This window comes from Flavobacterium sp. LMO8 (genome assembly GCF_009495755.1).
Classification (GTDB): Bacteria; Bacteroidota; Bacteroidia; order Flavobacteriales; family Flavobacteriaceae; genus Flavobacterium.
The window spans coordinates 81,034-100,331 of the sequence record NZ_WIBJ01000006.1; the positions used below are offsets into that span (position 1 = coordinate 81,034).

The following is a 19,298-nucleotide window of genomic DNA, read 5'->3' on the forward strand; positions in this document are numbered from 1 at the left end:
TACTATTTTTGCTTTACAAAAGTAGAGAACAATGTTACAAAGAATTCAAACGGTTTATATGGCAATCAGCGCAATAGCTATGGGTGCTTTGCCTTTTGTATTTTCCTTATGGACGACAACAGATAAAAAAGAGGTGTTTTTTACATCTTCTTTATTATATATTGTGTTTTTTGTAGTATCGGCTTTATTGGCGGTTTTTAGTATTATCAATTTTAAAAAGAGACAACATCAATTTGTGTTAAACAGATTGAATATGATATTTAACTTTATTTTACTAGGATTTTTTGTGTATCGCTCGCTAAACTTATCCGGAGAAACCATGGTTTCAGAGAAGGGTATTGGGATGTTTCTTCCTGCAATTTCTATCGTTTTATTAGTCTTGGCCAACAAGGCAATTAAAAAGGACGAAGATCTCGTAAAATCTGTTGATCGATTACGATAAACCTATCATCTTAGTTTATTAGTGCGAAGAAAAAATCCGAAGCGAAAGTTTCGGATTTTTTTGTTTTATGATTGAACTGATGAATAACAAACTTGGAACAACGAATTTTGAAGTTTTAAACTACTTCTTACCCAATTCAATCACCTCTAAACTCTGAATTTTGTCACCATCGATTTCAAAGCGCAACATTGTTCGTACTTGATGAAAACCATATTTTCCACAAGCACCGGGATTCATGTGTAGTAAATTTAATTTCTTATCAAATTGTACTTTTAAAATGTGAGAATGTCCGCAAATGAATAATTTCGGAGGGTTTTTAGTGATTTCGGCACGAATTGCTGGGTTGTATTTATCAGGATAACCACCAATATGCGTAATCCAAACCTCCACTCCTTCACAGAAAAAACGATTGTTTAATGGAAATTCCATTCGCGCTTTATCATCGTCGATATTGCCATAAACGCCTCGAAGTGGTTTAAGTTTTTTTATCGCATCGGTAACTGCTAAATCGCCAATATCACCAGCATGCCAAACTTCATCGGCTTGGTTGACATATTTCAAAATGGCATCATCAATGTGACTGTGGGTATCGGATAACAAAAGAATTTTCTTCATAAAACAAAATTAAGTTTTTATTATTAATATTTGAAATTGTCATTGCCTTTGAATTTTGTAAATTTGCAAGCTAACCGGAAAAACTGAACACTAATTACTGAATACTGACCACTATATTTTGAGATATTTCATAGAATTTGCCTACAACGGAAAAAACTTCCACGGATTTCAGAGTCAGCCTGACGCCGCTTCGGTACAGGAAACTCTGGAAAAAGCGCTTTCTACCCTTTTCAGAGAAACTATCGCTATTGTAGGTGCCGGAAGAACCGATTCAGGTGTGCATGCTAAGCAAATGTTTGCGCATTTTGAAACCGAGTTGGAAATAGATTCCCATTATTGGTCACACAAATTGAATTCGTTTTTACCACCATCAATTGTGGTGTATCGTATTTTTAAAGTGGCTGATGATGCTCATGCACGTTTTGATGCGACTTCAAGAACCTACGAATATTACATGCACACGTTTAAAGATGCCTTTATTACCGATGGAAGTTGGTATCATTCCCATCTTTTGGATTTGGAAAAAATGAACGAAGCGTGTAAAATTTTATTCGAATACATCGATTTTGAGTGTTTTTCCAAAGTACATACCGATGTGAATACCTTTAATTGTAAAATTTCGGAAGCGCATTGGAAACAATCGGGAAATCAACTTATCTTTACCATCACTGCCGATCGATTTTTGCGCAATATGGTAAGAGCAATTGTGGGAACCATGGTAAACATCGGGCTAGGCAAAATAGAAGTCGCAGATTTAAGAACGATTATCGAAAGTAAAAACAGAGGAAAAGCCGGATTTTCAGTTCCAGCGCATGGTTTGTATTTGGTTAATGTAAGATATCCATACATAAAAGAAAAAGAACAAAATTAATGAGTAAAAGTAAAAAATCGTCGTTTAATAAATTGCTAGTTTACGCAAAACCGCACAAAGGAAAATTATACTTTGTTTGCTTTTGGGCTGTATTCTTAGCTATTATTAGTGCTTTTAGACCATTTTTATTAAATTTTACGATTGATAATTACCTAATCGAAGTAAAAAAAGAAACAAACGTAATTCAGCAATATTTTGAAGGTTTGATGCTTTCCATTTTTCCCGGAAACGATAATTTTTCCAACCTTAAAATATTAGTAATTATAATGTTTGTGGCACTTATACTTGAAGCTATCTCACAATTTTACTTTACTTACATAGCGAATTGGTTAGGACAAGACATCATTAAAGATTTACGAAATAAACTATACGATCATATTACTTCTTTTAAAATGAAGTATTTTGATAATGAACCTGTTGGAAAATTAGTAACACGCTCCGTTTCGGATATCGAATCGATTGCTAGTATTTTCAGTCAGGGATTATTTATGATTATCAGTGATGTTTTAAAAATGATAATTGTAATTATTTTCATGCTTGTTGTGAATTGGAAAATTACAGGAATTGTTTTGGTTATCATGCCAATCATTTTAATAGCTACTAACATTTTTAACAGAAAAATGAAAGTCGCTTTTAATGAAGTTCGAAACGAAGTAGCTAACTTAAACACTTTTGTTCAAGAGCGTTTAACTGGAATGAAAATTGTACAATTATTCAATAGAGAAGCGATTGAATTAGAGAAGTTCAAAGAAATAAACCAAAAACACAATGTAGCATGGTTGAAAAACATTTTGTACAACTCTATCTTCTTCCCTATTGCCGATATTATTTCTAATATTAGTATTGGATTGGTTGTATATTTTGGTGCTTTGTGGATTATTAATGGCGATGTTGATACTTCCATCGGTCAATTAGTTGCCTTTAATATGTATATTTCCATGTTATATAACCCATTACGTCAAATTGCAGATAAATTTAACGTGATGCAAATGGGTATCGTTGCGGCCGATAGAGTTTTTGAAATTCTAGAAAAAGACGAAAACGTTCAAGATAAAGGAACTGTTGATGCGATGCATTTTAAAGGGTTGATTCAGTTAAAAGATGTTCGTTTTAGTTATATTAAAGACGAAGAAGTTTTAAAAGGCATTAATTTAGAAGTTCAACCTGGTGAAACTATTGCTATTGTTGGAAGTACTGGCGCTGGAAAATCAACCATCATTAATTTATTGAATCGTTTTTACGAAATTAATTCGGGTGAAATTACAATTGATAATCGAAATATTAACGAATATACCTTAGAAAGTCTACGCAAGCAAATTGCTATTGTTTTACAAGATGTTTTCTTGTTTGCCGATACCATTTACAACAACATTACACTACATAACGAAGCGATTACTAGAGAAGATGTTATTACAGCCGCCAAGAAAATTGGGGTGCACGATTTCATCATGAGCTTACCTGAAGGCTACGATTACAACGTTAAAGAACGCGGAGTGATGTTATCTTCTGGTCAGCGCCAGTTGATTGCCTTTTTGAGAGCGTATGTAAGTAATCCAAGTATTTTAATTTTAGATGAAGCAACCTCGTCTATAGACACGCATTCTGAGGAATTAATACAAAAAGCAACTGAAACAATTACTAAAGACAGAACTTCTATCGTTATCGCCCATAGATTAGCAACCGTTATCAACGCGAGTAAAATCATCGTAATGGATAAAGGACAAATCGTAGAATTCGGAAAACATAGCGAATTGGTGAATAAGCCAAATGGGTATTATAAGAAATTGTATGATTCTCAGTTTGCAGTTGAAGTGGATTAGTTTCAGGTTTCAAGTTTAAAGTTCCAGGTTTCAAGTTACACGCAACGTTTGTCATGCTGCTAAGCATCTCTTGAACTAATGATAAGTTTTTAAAATACAGATTCCACAAATTACCACAGATTTCCTTTGCGTTTCTTTGCGTAAAACTTTGCTAACTTTGCGTTTAAACTTTTAAAATAATTCCTTAAATTCGCAACTTATAAATAAAACTGAAATACTTTTAAAAAATGAAATACGATATCATAGTTTTAGGAAGTGGTCCTGGTGGTTATGTAACTGCTATTAGAGCATCACAATTAGGCTTCAAAGTAGCCGTTATCGAAAAAGAAAATTTGGGTGGAATTTGTTTGAATTGGGGTTGTATCCCAACAAAAGCATTATTAAAATCGGCTCAAGTTTTTGATTACCTAAAACATGCTTCAGATTACGGATTAACCGTTAAGGAATTTGACAAAGATTTTTCTGCTGTTGTAAAACGTTCTCGTGATGTAGCAGAAGGAATGAGCAAAGGTGTTCAATTCTTAATGAAGAAAAATAAAATTGACGTTATTGATGGTTTTGGAAAAGTAAAACCAGGTAAAAAAGTTGATGTTACTGCTCCCGACGGAAAAGTAACTGAATATACTGCTGATCATATCATCATCGCAACAGGAGCACGTTCTCGCGAATTACCTAACTTACCTCAAGATGGTAAAAAAGTAATCGGATACCGCCAAGCAATGACGTTAGCTGAGCAACCAAAGAAAATGATTGTAGTAGGTTCTGGTGCGATTGGAGTTGAGTTTGCTCATTTCTACAACGCAATGGGAACTGAAGTTACAATTGTAGAATTCATGCCAAATGTAGTTCCAGTGGAAGACGAAGACATCTCAAAACAATTTGAGCGTTCGTTGAAAAAAGCAGGAATCAACGTAATGACGAATTCTTCTGTAGAAAGAATCGATACTTCTGGAAACGGAGTGAAAGCATTCGTTAAAACAGCAAAAGGAGAAGAAGTTTTAGAAGCTGATATCTTATTATCAGCAGTTGGAATTAAAACCAACATCGAAAACATTGGATTAGAAGAAACAGGTATTGCTACCGATAGAGATAAAATCTTAGTAAACGCTTATTACCAAACTAACGTTCCAGGTTACTACGCTATTGGTGATGTAACGCCAGGACAAGCTTTAGCACACGTTGCTTCTGCAGAAGGTATTTTATGTGTGGAAAAAATTGCAGGTTTACACGTAGAAGCTTTAGATTACGGAAACATTCCAGGTTGTACGTATGCAACTCCAGAAATTGCTTCTGTGGGTATGACTGAAAAACAAGCGAAAGAAAAAGGATACGAAATTAAAGTAGGTAAATTCCCATTCTCAGCTTCTGGAAAAGCAAAAGCAGCAGGAACGCCTGACGGATTTGTAAAAGTAATTTTCGATGCAAAATACGGCGAATGGTTAGGTTGCCACATGATTGGTGCTGGCGTTACCGATATGATTGCAGAAGCAGTTGTAGCACGTAAATTAGAAACTACAGGACACGAAATCTTAAAAGCAGTTCACCCTCACCCTACTATGAGTGAAGCGGTTATGGAAGCTGTGGCTGAGGCTTACGGTGAAGTGATTCACTTGTAGTCTTTAGAATAAAGAAAATAGATTAAATCCGATTTGTGAAAGCAGGTCGGATTTTTTTGTTGATAACTTGGAAAGGGTTTGTAGGAAAAATTGATTATTTTTGAGAAACGTAAATGGATTATACCTATCTTACTGAATGGACAAGATATGGGTTTAAAATATGTTATTTATACTATTTAGCGGTAATTTTAAAACAACATCCTTAATAAATTAAACCAGAAGATATGTCTGAAGTAAAAGAAGTATCAGAACAAGAAGCAATGGATACTATTTTAAAGTATCTAATTGAAAATAAAAGTCACAAGCCTATTCATTCACATACTATTTGGAAACAATTATATCCAGAACAAGATGAAGAAGTAGTTTATTTTATTTTGACAAAAATAATGAATACCGTTGACAATATTGTTACTACTCATATCAGAAGTAATGAATTACATAATTTTGATGTTTTTTTTTGAAGCTAATGGTTTAACCAAAAAATATCTTTTCGATAAAGGCGGTTTCACAAAATTATATGAAGACAGACAACGAGAAAAAATTGAACAGGATAGAATAGAATTACTAAATAAACAGAAGTTAGAAACAGAAATTGACATTATTAAATTTCAAAAAGGATTAGGAAAAAAATTGACAATTTGGGGCTTTATCGTTGCGGTAATTTCTGTTTTAACTTCAGTTTTGTTTTCAGTAAATACAAATAATTCAAATCAACTTGAAAATTCTAAAATTGACTCATTAAATATCAAAATAAAAAACATTGAAAAAGAATTGTTTGAGCTTAAAAAAACAAAAACAAATAATCACGATAGTGCTGATTTAATATCCGTGCCCACAAAGTAAAATATTAACAAAACTCAGTTAAAAAGAGCCGTTCCAGTAAGTGAGAGATTAAAAAAGTTGGATTTATTTAATTAATCTTAAAATGATATTTTGGAAAAACCTCTTATAGCAAGTTAACAGAGAATTGGTCATGCTATAAAAAATCTAATAAAAAAAACAGACAATTACAATGAAATTTTCACAAAGAATTGGTAAAGTACCCTCGATAAAACAGCTACAAATTGAATCACTCGACGATGACTTAAAAAATGGACTTTGGAATGGACTGAAAATATATGTTCTTGACAATCTTTCTAAGCATGACAATTATGGAAACGATACAGAATTTGATGTTTTCTGTTCAATTCTTTGGCATAATTATTATAAATTACCCATTGACACAATACCAAAATATGTTAGTAGTTCAGAACATTTTATTAGAGACACTTTTTACAAAGGACAATGGTACGAAACGTATGACCTAATTGAGTTTATTGCAAACATTGACTCAAATTCTTTTAGTATTGATACATCTGAATTTAAAGAATTCTGTAATGGAATATTAGAAAGGGAATTTTCAGGTTATCGATTTATAAATGACAAGATTTCGCCGATTACAAATGAAAATGAAATTGCGGAAATTGAGAATGCCATAAATCAATCTGATCATTTTACATCATTAAGAGGAGCAAACATTCATCTAAAATCCGCATTAGAAAAACTTTCAGATAAAAAATCCCCTGATTATCGAAATTCGATTAAAGAATCTATTTCCGCAATTGAATCGGTAACAAAAGTAATCTCTGAAAATGCAAAGGATAGTTTAGGAGCAGCTCTTGACAAATTAAAAGGAAAGATTAAACTGCATCCTGCTTTAGAAAGAGGTTTTAAACAACTTTATGGCTACACCAGTGATAGTGATGGCATTAGACATGCATTAATGGAAGACCATAACTGTGATTTTGAAGACGCAAAGTATATGCTTGTTTCAAGTAGCGCTTTTATAAACTATCTTATAATTAAAGCTAACAAATCTGGTGTAAAATTTAAATAAATCCCAACAGCGTGGATTACCGTTAGCGCTGATTTACAATCCGTGACAACAAAATAAATATTAATTATCAACCAGATAATATAAGAATTACAAAAATGACACAACAAATTTTATTTCTTATCGTAGTTTTAATTGGAGCCTATTATGCTCGAAAATACGGAAATAAAGCAAAACGTGACATTGAAAAATACAATCAGAATAAAGAACAAGATAAGATTAATAAGGAGCTTGATTAACCTTACAGCATAGATTTCCAAAACCGATTGCGCTGAATTGCATTCCGTGCTCACAAAAAAACACAAAATCCAACTCCACCACAAGTCGGATTTTTCACTACATATCTTACAAATATCATGTAGTATCTGATTAAAAATCACTATATTTGATTGTAATTGCGATGCTTCATGAAAAAATATTTCGCCAATCTTACTGAAGCTTTACAAAACTTTCTCATCGAAGTAGGAGAACTTTCTTACTTTGCAGGTCGCTTTTTCAAAGAATTTTGGAAACCGCCATACGAATTCAAAGAATTTTTACGTCAGTGTTTTTATATTGGAAATCGGTCTTTACTTTTAGTAAGTGTAACCGGATTTATAATTGGTGCCGTTTTTACTCTACAATCACGTCCTACACTACAAGAATTTGGTGCTGTTTCATGGATGGCTTCTATGGTAAGTGTTTCCATTATTAGAGAAATTGGTCCTATTATTACCGCTTTAATTTGCGCCGGTAGAATTGGTTCTGGCATTGGTGCCGAATTAGGCTCTATGAAAGTAACCGAACAAATTGATGCCATGGAAGTTTCGGGAACGAATCCATTTAAATATTTAGTCATTACCCGAATTTTAGCGACCACATTGATGTTGCCTTTATTAGTTATTGTTGGCGATTTAATAGCTATTTACGGTTCCTTTTTAGTGGAAAACATCAAAGGAAATGTCTCGTTTACTTTATACTTTAATCAAGTTTTTAATATTTTAGAATACAGCGATATTGTGCCGGCTACTCTTAAAACTTTCTTTTTTGGGTTTGCTATTGGACTAGTTGGATGTTTTAAAGGCTACAACTGTAAAAAAGGTACAGCTGGCGTTGGAAAAGCAGCCAATGCAGCGGTAGTTTATACATCTATGTTGCTTTTTATTATTGACTTTGTGGCGGTTTTTGTTACTAATATTTTTTACGATATATAACCATGAAAACAAATTCAACTTCAAAAAATGCGATTATTACTATCAAAGACTTACATAAAAGTTTTGGTAGCAACGTAGTTTTGGATGGTTTTGATTTGGAACTGTATGAAGGCGAAAATTTAGTGGTCATGGGAAAATCAGGTTCTGGAAAATCAGTAATGATAAAATGTGTGATTGGCTTAGAACAACCCAATAGCGGTTCTATTTTAGTGATGAATCAGGAAATCAATAATTTAGAACGAGAAGATTTAGATGAATTACGTACTGAAATCGGCTTTCTATTTCAAGGAAGCGCCTTGTATGATTCGATGTCGGTTCGAGAAAACTTAGAATTTCCTTTACGTCGTCACACGAAAAAATTTGGAATTATTGAAGATACAACTCCTTTGGTGATGGAAGCTTTAGAAAGCGTAGGTTTAGCACACGCCATCGATTTAATGCCAAACGAACTTTCGGGCGGTATGAAACGTAGAATTGCTTTAGCCAGAACGTTGATTTTAAAACCAAAAATTATCTTATATGACGAACCCACAACGGGTTTAGACCCAATTACATCTAAAGAAATTGTACTTTTGATGAATTCGGTACAAAAAAAATACAACACCTCTTCTATCATCATTACACATGATGTAGATTGTGCCAAAGTAATTGCCAATCGCATGATTTTGTTAATAGACGGAGTAAATTATATAGAGGGAACGTTTGGCGAATTATCAAGCTCAAGCGATCCTAAAGTGCAAGCGTTTTTTAAATAATGGAAAAATGGAAAAATCAAATTCACAAAAAATACAACTCGGAATCTTTGTCATTATTGGAACATTAGTTTTCTTAGCCGCGATATATTTTGTTGGAAACAAGCAAAACATGTTCGGAAACACGTCTAACTTAAAAGCCGTTTTTGCTAATGTAAACGGATTACAACCAGGCAACAATGTCCGTTATGCTGGAATTGATATTGGCACCGTAACCGAAATCGAAATGATAAACGACTCCACAATTAATATAAACATGTTAATTGATAATAAAATAATGCATCATATTCAAAAAAATGCCGTGGCTACTATTAGTTCAGATGGTTTGGTTGGAAACATGATTGTTAACATTATTCCAGGCAAAGGTGTCGCAAAAAAGGTTGAGAATGGTGATACAATTCAATCTTACAGTCGCATTGGAACTGATGCTATGCTGGAAACATTAAATGAAACCAATAAAAATGCGGCACTTTTAACAGCCGACTTATTGAAAATAACTAACGAAATCAATCAAGGAAAAGGAACGGTTGGTACTTTATTAAAAGATAGTGTCATGTCGAGAGACTTGATAGAAACAATTCATAATTTGAAAGAAACTTCTTTGGGAACTGTAAAATCAATTGATAATTTAAATCATTTGATACTTTCTTTAAATCAAAAAGACAATGTAATTGGGGTTTTAAATGATAAAGATGTGGCAGTAAAAATGAAAAACATCATTACCAATTTAGAAAAATCAAGTGCCGAAATTGATAAAGTAGTAACCAATTTAAACGCAACCGTTGTAAACATAAAAGACGGAAAAGGTGCGTTGAATTATTTATCAAATGATGAAAAATTGGTTAAAAAAATAGATTCAACCATGACGAATTTAAACGATGCCAGTGGAAAGCTTAACGAAAATTTAGAAGCGTTGAAACACAACTTTTTGTTTAGAGGTTATTTTAAGAAACAAGCTAAGGAGAAAGCGAAGCAAGGAAAATAGTTATTGAAGTAAATAGCTGTTGTAACAAGTTTTTTATTCAGAAAAGTCAAAACCATACATAAATTCATTAAGTAGACCTCCTGAACTTTCTAATCCAACGATATCCATTAGCTCTTCGTAATAAGTGCATATTCTTTCACGATTTTCTGTATCTAATTCTAAATATATTTTTGAGAATCTATCTAAGCCTTTTTCAATTGCATTTTGGTATTCATTATCAGAAGCAATTCCTTTAATCGCAACATTTTGAAAATCTTTAGCCGATTCATTTATCAATTCGGTTAATATTGGTTTCAATTTTTCGTCTCCAATTCCAGGGTAAAATATTTTCGAATCAGGTAAAAATTTTTCTTTTGAAATAAATTCTTCAAACTTACTCATAGCGGTTTTTGGAGTGTTAATTTTATTTTGACCACATGAATTAAATGTGGTTAAAAAGATAATTGAAATTAAAAAAGTAAACTTTTTCATTTAGTTGGTTATATAATTTATTACAACTATAAATATATCAATTTTTATATAATTTATTTAATCTGTTCGCTACGTTCAAGTCTCCTCCGTCGAAATAACAAAATGGATTTACAATTTCTCCTTCACTAAATTCAAAACAATCTCAAATTGTTCTTTTTTACTTAGCGACGAATTATCAATTTCAATAGCATCATCTGCTTTTACTAAAGGAGAATCTTCTCTATGCGTATCAATATAGTCGCGCTCTTCTACGTTTTGAAGTACGTCTTCGAAAGTAATGTGTTGCCCTTTTTCTACCAATTCGTCAAAACGGCGTTGCGCTCTGGTTTTTGAACTTGCTGTCATAAATAATTTCAGTTCAGCATCAGGAAAAACTACGGTTCCAATGTCTCTTCCATCCATCACAATACCTTTGTCTTTTCCCATGGCTTGTTGTTGCTCTACTAATTTAGCACGCACTTCAGAAATTTCGGCTACTTTACTTACCATACGAGAAACTTCAATTGTACGGATAGGGTTTTCAATGTTTTCATTGTTCAAATACATTTCAGCAAATCCTAAATTCGGATTAAATTGAAAACGCAAATTGATATTGGGTAATTGAGCGACCAAACCTGCTTTATCTAAATGCGTTTCAGAAACCAAGTCATGTTGCATAGCAAAATAGGCCACCGCGCGATACATCGCACCTGTATCTACATATACGTAACCCAATGCTGCAGCCAATTGCTTAGCCAATGTACTTTTTCCTGTTGACGAAAAACCGTCTATTGCTATGGTAATTTTTTTCATATGTTTTGCCACGAAGACGCAAAAGCGCTAAGTTTTATCATTATTAAATCTATTGACTTTTATTTAAACATATAAGTCATATAAGTTTTTTAAGTATCCTTTGTGAATAATTAAGATCATTTAAGCTAATCACTAATTACTTTTCACTAATCACTCAATTTCTACTCCAAATCAATCGTTAAACCAAACAAACTTGTGTTAGCTGCCACGGTATATCTAGAATACGAATAATCAAATTTAACTTTTCCAAAACGCAATCCAAAACCTGCAGAAATTCCAGAAAAATGACGTTGTTCTAAAATTCTCAATTCTTCGCTTCTTCTAAAATTGTATCCTAATCGAATATTAAAACCTTTTTCTGGAAACAATTCGGCACCCAAAATCACATGTCGCAAAGCATTATTAAAAAAAGATACTTTTTCTTCTTCCGAACCTCCATCTAAACTGCCTTCCGCCCTATTTGGATTAGAAAAAGCAATATTCCATTGTTGCAAATTTTCAAAAGTCATGTGCCAACGAATTGGGACATTCTCCATTAATTGCGAAATTCCAGCATCTATCGCTAGCGGAAGCTTCTCATTCGTATCTTGATACGGCTTAATTTGAAATCCTAAGTTTCGAACCGTTAAACCATAATTGATATCATTATCGTAATCCACATACAAAAAGCCTAAATCTACTGCAGCTCCCCAAGAATTGTAACTTTCTAAAGTTGACGAAATTAATTTAGCATTAGCGCCTACAAACATATCGGTCCAAGGAATGTTGTAAGCATATCCAAATGATAAGGCCGCTTCACTTCCTGTAAAATCGGAAGTCAAATTACCTAATTCGTCTCTTCCTTCAAAAGTTCCATAATTAACATAACTTATTCCGGCATGAAATGTTTGCAAATGGCGGTCGTAGGTATACGCATATGCAGCAGTTCCATAAGTAACTTCCCCAAAATAACTTCCATAATTTACTGATAATCGCTTGTGCATTTCGGCATTAATTGTAGCTGGATTATAAAACGCTTGATTTACGTCATAATCCACAACAGTAACCGTTTTTCCTCCTAAAGCAGCTTGTCGTGGTGATTGTGCTAAGTTCAAAAACTGATATACTGCTTGACCTCCTATTTGGCTAAAAGATGCAGCCGATAGTAGAAATAAAAAAAGGAATAAGAGTTTTCTTAGCATTTTTTGGTGTTAATCTTACATATAACGCAACTGCGAAGATAAAATTATATCAGTTAGTAAACAAAAAAAGAACTCTCAATAAGTAATTTATTGAGAGTTCTTTTTGATATTATATTGAAATTACTTTTTGGTTTCTAAAACTTTAGCGTTTTTGACCTTTTGATTCGTAATGGCAATATCTAAAACTTCGCTCATTTTATCCACATAATGAAACGTTAAACCTTCAATGTAGTTTGGTTTGATTTCCTCAATATCACGTTTATTTTCTTTACATAGAATAATTTCTTTGATATTCGCTCTCTTAGCTGCTAAGATTTTTTCTTTGATACCACCAACAGGTAATACTTTTCCACGAAGCGTGATTTCGCCTGTCATGGCAATGTTTTTCTTGATTCTTTTTTGAGTGAATGAAGAAACCATTGAGGTTAACATTGCAATTCCGGCACTTGGTCCGTCTTTTGGCGTTGCTCCTTCTGGAACGTGAATGTGTATGTTGTAATTGTTTAAAACTTCTGGAACTATTCCTAAAAATTCTGCGTTAGCGCGAATGTACTCCAATGCAATCGTAACCGATTCTTTCATGACAATTCCTAAATTCCCAGTCATGGTCATGGCTCCTTTTCCTTTCGAAATTAAAGATTCGATAAACAAAATATCACCACCAACAGATGTCCAAGCTAAACCTGTCACAACTCCTGCTACATCATTGTTTTCGTATTTATCGCGCTCCATTCGTGGCGATTTTAATACTTCTAAAATATCAGCATCGGAAACTTTTACGTTATAAGTTTCGTCCATTGCAATTGATTTTGCAGCATGACGCACTACTTGAGCAATTTTTTTCTCTAAACCACGCACACCTGATTCACGAGTGTAACCTACAACGATTTTTTCTAATTGTTTTTTTCCAATTTGTAAATCTTTAGTCGTTAATCCGTGTTCTTTTAATTGTTTTGGTAATAAGTGCGTTTTAGCAATTTCAATTTTTTCTTCGATTGTATAACCTGTCATTTCGATGATTTCCATACGGTCACGAAGTGCTGGTTGAATTGGAGATAAACTATTGGAAGTTGCAATGAACATTACTTTTGATAGATCGTAGCCTAATTCCAAGAAATTATCATGGAATTCTTTGTTTTGTTCTGGATCTAAAACTTCTAACAAAGCCGAAGATGGATCACCATTATGACTCGAAGATAATTTATCAATCTCATCTAAAACAAATACCGGATTTGATGTTTTCGCTTTTTTAATGTTTTGAAGAATTCGTCCTGGCATCGCACCAATATAGGTTTTTCGATGACCACGAATTTCTGCTTCATCACGCAAACCGCCTAATGACATTCTGATGTATTCTCTACCTAATGCTTCGGCAACTGACTTTCCAATTGAGGTTTTTCCCACACCTGGAGGTCCGTATAAACAAAGAATTGGCGATTTCATGTCGTTACGCAATTTTAAAACTGCTAAATGTTCAATAATACGTTTTTTTACTTCTTCTAATCCGTAATGGTCTCTGTCGAGAATTTTTTGAGCACGTTTTAAATCGAAATTATCTTTGGTAAACTCGTTCCAAGGCAATTCTAAAAACAACTCAATATAATTACGTTGGATACCAAAATCAGGTGAATTTGGATTCGTACGTTGCAATTTTGATAATTCTTTTTCGAAATGCTTTGCTGTTTTTTCGTCCCATTTTTTCTTTAAACCTTTAGCACGCATTTCTTCAATTTCGGCTTCATACGAAACGCCACCCAATTCTTCTTGAATGGTTTTCATTTGTTGCTGTAAGAAATATTCGCGTTGTTGTTGGTCTAAATCAAAACGCACTTTAGACTGAATATCGTTGCGAACTTCTAATTTTTGAAGCTCTAAGTTCATGAAACGTAAAGTTTCAAGTGCTCTGTCTTTTAAATTTGGAATCGAAAGTAACTTTTGCTTTTCTTCAACTGAAAGATTCATGTTAGAAGAAACAAAATTGATTAAAAACGGATTACTTTCAATGTTTTTAATAGCAAAAGTAGCCTCTGTTGGAATATTTGGACTTTCCTTAATAATTTGGATAGCCAATTCTTTAATGGACTCTATAATAGCCTTAAACTCAAGGTTTTTACTTGAAGGACGAACTTCTTTTACTTCTTTTATCCTAGCTCTTAAATAAGGTTCTTCTTGTGTGAATTCTTCAATTTCAAAGCGCTTTTTTCCTTGTAGTATTACCGTTGTATTACCATCAGGCATTTTTAAAACCCTCATAATTCTGGCTACAGTACCTATATGATGAACATCATTTGGTGTTGGCTCTTCAACATTTTCGTCTATTTGAGAAACAACTCCAATAATTTTACCTTTTGCATTAGCATCATTAATTAATTTAATCGATTTATCTCGTCCAGCGGTAATTGGAATTACAACTCCCGGAAATAAAACCGTATTACGTAAAGGTAAAATAGCAATATCATCAGGCAAAGCCTCGTTATTCATTTCTTCTTCATCTTCAGGAGTCATCAACGGAATCAATTCCGCATCTGGGTCCATTTCTTGAAGTGACAAATTGTCAAGCGCTAGTATTTTTTGATTTGGCATAATAATATTTATGGTCTTTTTGTCAGTAATTGTAATTTGAAATACCATTCAAAGGTACACAGAAAAGCGTTATTCTATTGATAATCAAATCATAAAATAAATTTAAATAGCAATTTCAAGAGTAATAATTCAAGATGTATGCCAAGAGCATTATTTTCTTGGAACTCTTAATAAAAGAAGTAAACCAACGACAAAAAATAAGATTAAAAACAGAATAGCATTTTGAATTTTACCCGTTACATCAGCAATATATCCATAGGTAAACATTCCGATTACAATTCCAATTTTCTCAGATACATCGTAAAAACTAAAGAAAGAAGTCGTGTCTTTCGTTCCTTCAGGGATAAATTTAGAATAGGTTGAACGCGATAACGATTGAATTCCTCCCATAACCAATCCAACGAAAGCTGCCGCAATGTAAAAATCATTTGGAGTAACTACGAAATAGGCATAAGTACAAATTAAAACCCATGAGAAATTAATAAAAATCAGCACTTTTATATTCCCAAATTTAGCCGAAGCTTTAGAGGTTAACCAAGCTCCTAAAACTGCAATCAATTGAATTAGTAAAACACTCACAATCAATCCAATTGTTCGCTTACTATCACTTCCCCATTTCACTTCTTTTTCACCAAAATAAGCAGCAATAATCATGATAGTTTGAACTGCCATACTGTAAACAAAAAAAGCTGCCAAATAACGTCGTAATGATTTCAATTCTTTAATTTGTTTCCAAACTTTTAATAACTCTTTGAAACCATTGAGTAATACATTTTTATGTAGCTTATTATCGTTTTTGTTGTTAGGTAAATAATAATACGAATATTGACTAAATCCTATCCACCAAATTCCAACCAAAAGAAAGGAATAGCGCATCATTTCAAGTTTCATATTATCTCCTACAGACATTACTCCAATTAAACAAATTACTAAAAGAGCAACACTGCCAACGTAGCCTAAGCTAAATCCTTTTGCACTAATAGCATCTTGTTGTTCTTTGTGAGCAATGTCTGGTAAATAGGAATTGTAAAACACCAAACTTCCCCAAAAACCAATTAAAGCCAATAAATAGGAAATTAAACTCAAAACAATCTTTTCTTCATCTATAGAAAAAAAATACAAAGACAAACAAGAAATAGCTCCAATATAACAAAAAAGTTTCAGAAAAAACTTCTTATTTCCCATATAATCCGCAATTCCAGACAATAAAGGCGAAATAAAAGCAATGATTAGAAAGCCTAATGCCGTTACATAACTTATTAAGGCTTCGCTTCGAATAGACAAACCAAAAAGAACAATTTCATCAATATTTTTTTGACGAAATAATGCGCCATAGTACAATGGAAATATTGTAGACGAGATCACCAAAGCATAAACCGAATTTGCCCAATCGTAAAATGCCCAAGCGTTTAAAAGTTTTGAATCTCCTTTTTGAAGTTGTTGCATACCAATTATTTTAAAATAAAAAATCCCGACGGTGTCGGGATTCAAATATAATAGTATTTTTTTAATTATTTGAAAGTAACTCCATACTTAGCAGCTTCTGCTTTTGCTTGTGGAATTAATGCGGTTAATTCTTTAATACGTGTTTGGTTACTTGGGTGCGTACTTAAAATTTCTGGTGGTGCTTGTCCTCCCGAATTAGCCGCCATACGTTCCCAAACTTTTACGGCATTAATTGGATCATAACCTGCTATTGCCATTAATGTTAATCCAATCATGTCTGCTTCACTTTCGTGAGAACGACTAAAAGGTAACATTCCTCCTACTTGTGAACCTACACCATATGCTTGCATAATTAAAGCTTGCGTTTGAGGGTCTTTGTTACCAACTGCTACTTGGGTTCCCATGGCTCCTAATTGTTGTAAAAGACCAGCACTCATTCTTTGTTGTCCGTGATTTGCTAAAGCGTGCGCTACTTCATGCCCCATTACTGCGGCAATTCCGGCATCGTATTTGCAAATTGGTAAAATTCCAGTATAAAAAACAATTTTTCCACCTGGCATACACCAAGCGTTTACTTCTTTACTGTCTACCAATTTATATTCCCATGCATAACCTTCTAAATAATCGGCATGACCTTTAGCTGCTAACCATCTTTCTGAAGCTGTTTTAATTTTGGTTCCGATTGTTTCGATTCTCTTAGCATCTGTAGTTCCTTTAATTACCTTGTTTTCAGATAAAAATTGGTTATACTGTTGAAAAGCAGATGGAAAAATTTCACTATTTGGTACTAAAGCCATAGTACTCTTTCCAGTAAATGGATTTTTAGCACAAGAAACTACCAGTACAAAAGCAAGGAGAGCAACAATTTTATATTTCTTATTCATAAGTAATCGATTTTTTACAAATTTACACCTTTTTTAATTTTAACAAGTTCTCTAGATTCAATTTTTATACCATTTTTAACTATATTTTATAATCTCTTTTGAAAATCAATTTTATATAAGTTGTAACTTGCTTAAAATTTTAAAAAATGTCTAAAAAGAAACAAAAACAAGCTCAAGTTATCGAAATCCCAAAAGCTATTTTGTTTACCACAAAATTTTTACACGCTATTTCTCCTTCGCTTACGACCAAATTTGCAGCGAAACTTTTTACAACTCCAATTCGCCATAAATTACCCAAGCGAGAACTACACATGGAACATGAAAGTGTTCAAAAAAGTATTATGGTTTCAGCCATAAATAAAGAAATTGTAATATATGAATATGGAAAAAGCGATAAAAAAGTACTTTTAGTTCATGGTTGGTCAGGGCGAGGAACACAATTAGTTAAAATTGCTGACGAGCTACTAAAAATGGGTTATATGACGATTAGCTTTGATGCTCCAGCTCATGGAAAATCAAAAGGGAATTATTCTATCATGACCGAATTTATCGCATCGATTTTAGAATTGGAAAAACAATATAATTCGTTTGAATATGCAATAGGACATTCGCTTGGAGGTATGTCGGTTTTGAATGCAATTAAGCAAAATCTTCAGGTTAAAAAAGCAGTTACTATTGGAGCTGGAGATGTTATTCAAGATATTATTGATGATTTTATCAAGAAACTACAATTAAAACCAGAATATGGAATGAAATTAAGGGATCATTTTGAAAATCGATTTGCAGGAAAAATGGATGATTATTCAGCTTACAAAGCAGCTGCTGAAATCAAAATCCCAGTTTTAATTATGCACGATAAAAAAGATGATGATGTTTCGGTTAAAGCTGCTTATCATATTCATGAAAATTTACAAGGTTCAGAACTTTTAATTACAGAAGGTTTAGGTCATCGTAAAATTTTAGGCGATGAAGCTGTGATAAACAAAATCAAAGAATTCATTTCAAAATAAAAAAAGTCCTTCAATTGAAGGACTTTTACTTTTTTAGAAATTCGGTGACAAATTGTATTTTTTGTAGAAGTTATCTAATGCTTCTAATACCTCATCTTCTGTATCAACCACTTTGATTAAGTTCATATCTTCTGGACTCGCGTTTTTCATTTTGTCAATCATAACGGTTTTAATCCAATCTAATAAACCTGACCAAAATTCGGTTCCCACTAAAATAATAGGGAATTTTCCAATTTTCTTCGTTTGAATCAACGTTACGGCTTCGAACAATTCGTCTAATGTTCCAAAACCTCCTGGCATTACCACGAAACCTTGTGAATATTTCACAAACATTACTTTTCTCACGAAGAAGTAATCAAAGTTTAAGTTTTTATCTTTATCGATATACGGATTAAAATGTTGTTCGAAAGGTAATTCAATATTTAAACCTACTGAAGTTCCGCCTCCATAATGTGCTCCTTTATTACCTGCTTCCATGATACCAGGACCACCACCAGTAATTACACCATATCCTCCTTTACTGATTTTGTAAGCGATTTTTTCAGCTAACAAATAATATTTGTCTTCTGGTTTTGTTCTTGCCGAACCAAAAATAGAGACACAAGGACCAATTCTTCCCATCGATTCGTAACCATTTACGAATTCTGACATGATTTTAAAAATTGCCCATGAATCATTGGTTCTTATTTCATTCCAAGTCTTTTGCTTGAATTTCTCCTGAATTCTGTGGTCTTCGTTTTCGTACTGATCTGCTGCCATAATAA

The 19,298-nt window shown here is 33.0% G+C and carries 20 protein-coding genes; 12 read left to right on the top strand and 8 right to left on the bottom strand.

The genetic code is table 11. The annotated features are described in order from the left end of the window. The first annotated feature begins 31 nt into the window (after positions 1 to 31). Positions 32 to 442 carry a DUF4293 domain-containing protein gene (locus GFJ94_RS00780; RefSeq protein ID WP_153199445.1) on the top strand — a complete coding sequence of 137 codons (411 nt, stop codon included), beginning with the start codon at positions 32 to 34 and terminating at the stop codon, positions 440 to 442. A gap of 120 nt (positions 443 to 562) precedes the next feature. On the opposite strand, the gene GFJ94_RS00785 is transcribed toward GFJ94_RS00780, so the two are convergent. Further along, positions 563 to 1,057 carry a metallophosphoesterase gene (locus GFJ94_RS00785; RefSeq protein WP_153199447.1) on the bottom strand — a complete coding sequence of 165 codons (495 nt, stop codon included), beginning with the start codon at positions 1,055 to 1,057 and terminating at the stop codon, positions 563 to 565. 118 nt (positions 1,058 to 1,175) lie between these two features. On the opposite strand from GFJ94_RS00785, the gene truA reads away from it, so the two are divergent. The 10 genes from truA to GFJ94_RS00835 all read left to right on the top strand — a co-directional run bounded on the left by truA (position 1,176) and on the right by GFJ94_RS00835 (position 10,167). Then, a complete protein-coding gene (gene truA, locus GFJ94_RS00790; RefSeq protein ID WP_153199449.1) occupies positions 1,176 to 1,928 on the top strand; it encodes a tRNA pseudouridine(38-40) synthase TruA in 753 nt (250 codons plus the stop codon). Further along, positions 1,928 to 3,748, top strand: coding sequence for an ABC transporter ATP-binding protein (locus GFJ94_RS00795; RefSeq protein WP_153199451.1), 1,821 nt, complete (start codon positions 1,928 to 1,930; stop codon positions 3,746 to 3,748). The genes truA and GFJ94_RS00795 overlap by 1 nt, the downstream gene beginning before the upstream one ends. Positions 3,749 to 3,975: 227 nt before the next feature. Continuing rightward, complete coding sequence (gene lpdA / locus GFJ94_RS00800) at positions 3,976 to 5,364, top strand: dihydrolipoyl dehydrogenase (protein WP_153199453.1); 1,389 nt, start codon at positions 3,976 to 3,978, stop codon at positions 5,362 to 5,364. Positions 5,365 to 5,588: 224 nt separating this feature from the next. Beyond that, positions 5,589 to 5,825 (top strand): hypothetical protein, encoded by a 237-nt coding sequence (locus tag GFJ94_RS00805; protein ID WP_153199455.1) that lies wholly within the window; start codon positions 5,589 to 5,591, stop codon positions 5,823 to 5,825. Further along, positions 5,794 to 6,207 (top strand): hypothetical protein, encoded by a 414-nt coding sequence (locus GFJ94_RS00810; protein WP_153199457.1) that lies wholly within the window; start codon positions 5,794 to 5,796, stop codon positions 6,205 to 6,207. Before GFJ94_RS00805 ends, GFJ94_RS00810 begins: the two co-directional genes overlap by 32 nt. A 169-nt stretch (positions 6,208 to 6,376) precedes the next feature. Next, on the top strand, positions 6,377 to 7,240 hold the full coding sequence (locus tag GFJ94_RS00815) for an AbiJ-NTD4 domain-containing protein (protein ID WP_153199459.1): 864 nt from the start codon (positions 6,377 to 6,379) through the stop codon (positions 7,238 to 7,240). A 95-nt stretch (positions 7,241 to 7,335) separates the two neighbouring features. Beyond that, complete coding sequence (locus GFJ94_RS00820; RefSeq protein WP_153199461.1) at positions 7,336 to 7,476, top strand: hypothetical protein; 141 nt, start codon at positions 7,336 to 7,338, stop codon at positions 7,474 to 7,476. A 168-nt stretch (positions 7,477 to 7,644) separates the two neighbouring features. Continuing rightward, a complete protein-coding gene (locus tag GFJ94_RS00825; protein ID WP_153199462.1) occupies positions 7,645 to 8,430 on the top strand; it encodes an ABC transporter permease in 786 nt (261 codons plus the stop codon). A gap of 2 nt (positions 8,431 to 8,432) precedes the next feature. Beyond that, positions 8,433 to 9,185: an ABC transporter ATP-binding protein gene (locus tag GFJ94_RS00830; RefSeq protein WP_153199464.1), complete on the top strand. Its 753-nt coding sequence runs from the start codon at positions 8,433 to 8,435 to the stop codon at positions 9,183 to 9,185. A gap of 7 nt (positions 9,186 to 9,192) precedes the next feature. Then, positions 9,193 to 10,167 carry an MlaD family protein gene (locus GFJ94_RS00835; protein ID WP_153199466.1) on the top strand — a complete coding sequence of 325 codons (975 nt, stop codon included), beginning with the start codon at positions 9,193 to 9,195 and terminating at the stop codon, positions 10,165 to 10,167. Between the two features lie 33 nt (positions 10,168 to 10,200). Here the strand turns inward: GFJ94_RS00835 and GFJ94_RS00840 are convergent, their stop codons facing one another. The 6 genes from GFJ94_RS00840 to GFJ94_RS00865 form a co-directional block, all read right to left on the bottom strand. Further along, complete coding sequence (locus tag GFJ94_RS00840; RefSeq protein WP_153199468.1) at positions 10,201 to 10,638, bottom strand: DUF4844 domain-containing protein; 438 nt, start codon at positions 10,636 to 10,638, stop codon at positions 10,201 to 10,203. Between the two features lie 108 nt (positions 10,639 to 10,746). Then, positions 10,747 to 11,430 (bottom strand): (d)CMP kinase, encoded by a 684-nt coding sequence (gene cmk, locus GFJ94_RS00845; RefSeq protein WP_153199470.1) that lies wholly within the window; start codon positions 11,428 to 11,430, stop codon positions 10,747 to 10,749. 161 nt (positions 11,431 to 11,591) lie between these two features. Further along, positions 11,592 to 12,611 (bottom strand): type IX secretion system protein PorQ, encoded by a 1,020-nt coding sequence (porQ, locus tag GFJ94_RS00850; protein ID WP_153199472.1) that lies wholly within the window; start codon positions 12,609 to 12,611, stop codon positions 11,592 to 11,594. 120 nt (positions 12,612 to 12,731) lie between these two features. Next, positions 12,732 to 15,194: an endopeptidase La gene (lon, locus tag GFJ94_RS00855; RefSeq protein WP_153199474.1), complete on the bottom strand. Its 2,463-nt coding sequence runs from the start codon at positions 15,192 to 15,194 to the stop codon at positions 12,732 to 12,734. A 150-nt stretch (positions 15,195 to 15,344) separates the two neighbouring features. Continuing rightward, on the bottom strand, positions 15,345 to 16,640 hold the full coding sequence (locus GFJ94_RS00860) for an MFS transporter (RefSeq protein ID WP_153199476.1): 1,296 nt from the start codon (positions 16,638 to 16,640) through the stop codon (positions 15,345 to 15,347). 65 nt (positions 16,641 to 16,705) lie between these two features. Further along, positions 16,706 to 17,524 (bottom strand): M48 family metallopeptidase, encoded by an 819-nt coding sequence (locus tag GFJ94_RS00865; RefSeq protein WP_153199478.1) that lies wholly within the window; start codon positions 17,522 to 17,524, stop codon positions 16,706 to 16,708. Positions 17,525 to 17,670: 146 nt separating this feature from the next. Between GFJ94_RS00865 and GFJ94_RS00870 the strand changes: the two genes are divergently transcribed. Next, complete coding sequence (locus GFJ94_RS00870; protein ID WP_153199480.1) at positions 17,671 to 18,534, top strand: alpha/beta fold hydrolase; 864 nt, start codon at positions 17,671 to 17,673, stop codon at positions 18,532 to 18,534. Positions 18,535 to 18,567: 33 nt separating this feature from the next. Here GFJ94_RS00870 and GFJ94_RS00875 read toward each other — a convergent pair whose 3' ends face one another. Next, the gene (locus GFJ94_RS00875; protein WP_153199482.1) at positions 18,568 to 19,293 is read right to left on the bottom strand and encodes a TIGR00730 family Rossman fold protein; all 726 of its coding nucleotides are present in this window, start codon (positions 19,291 to 19,293) and stop codon (positions 18,568 to 18,570) included. Positions 19,294 to 19,298: the final 5 nt, after the last annotated feature.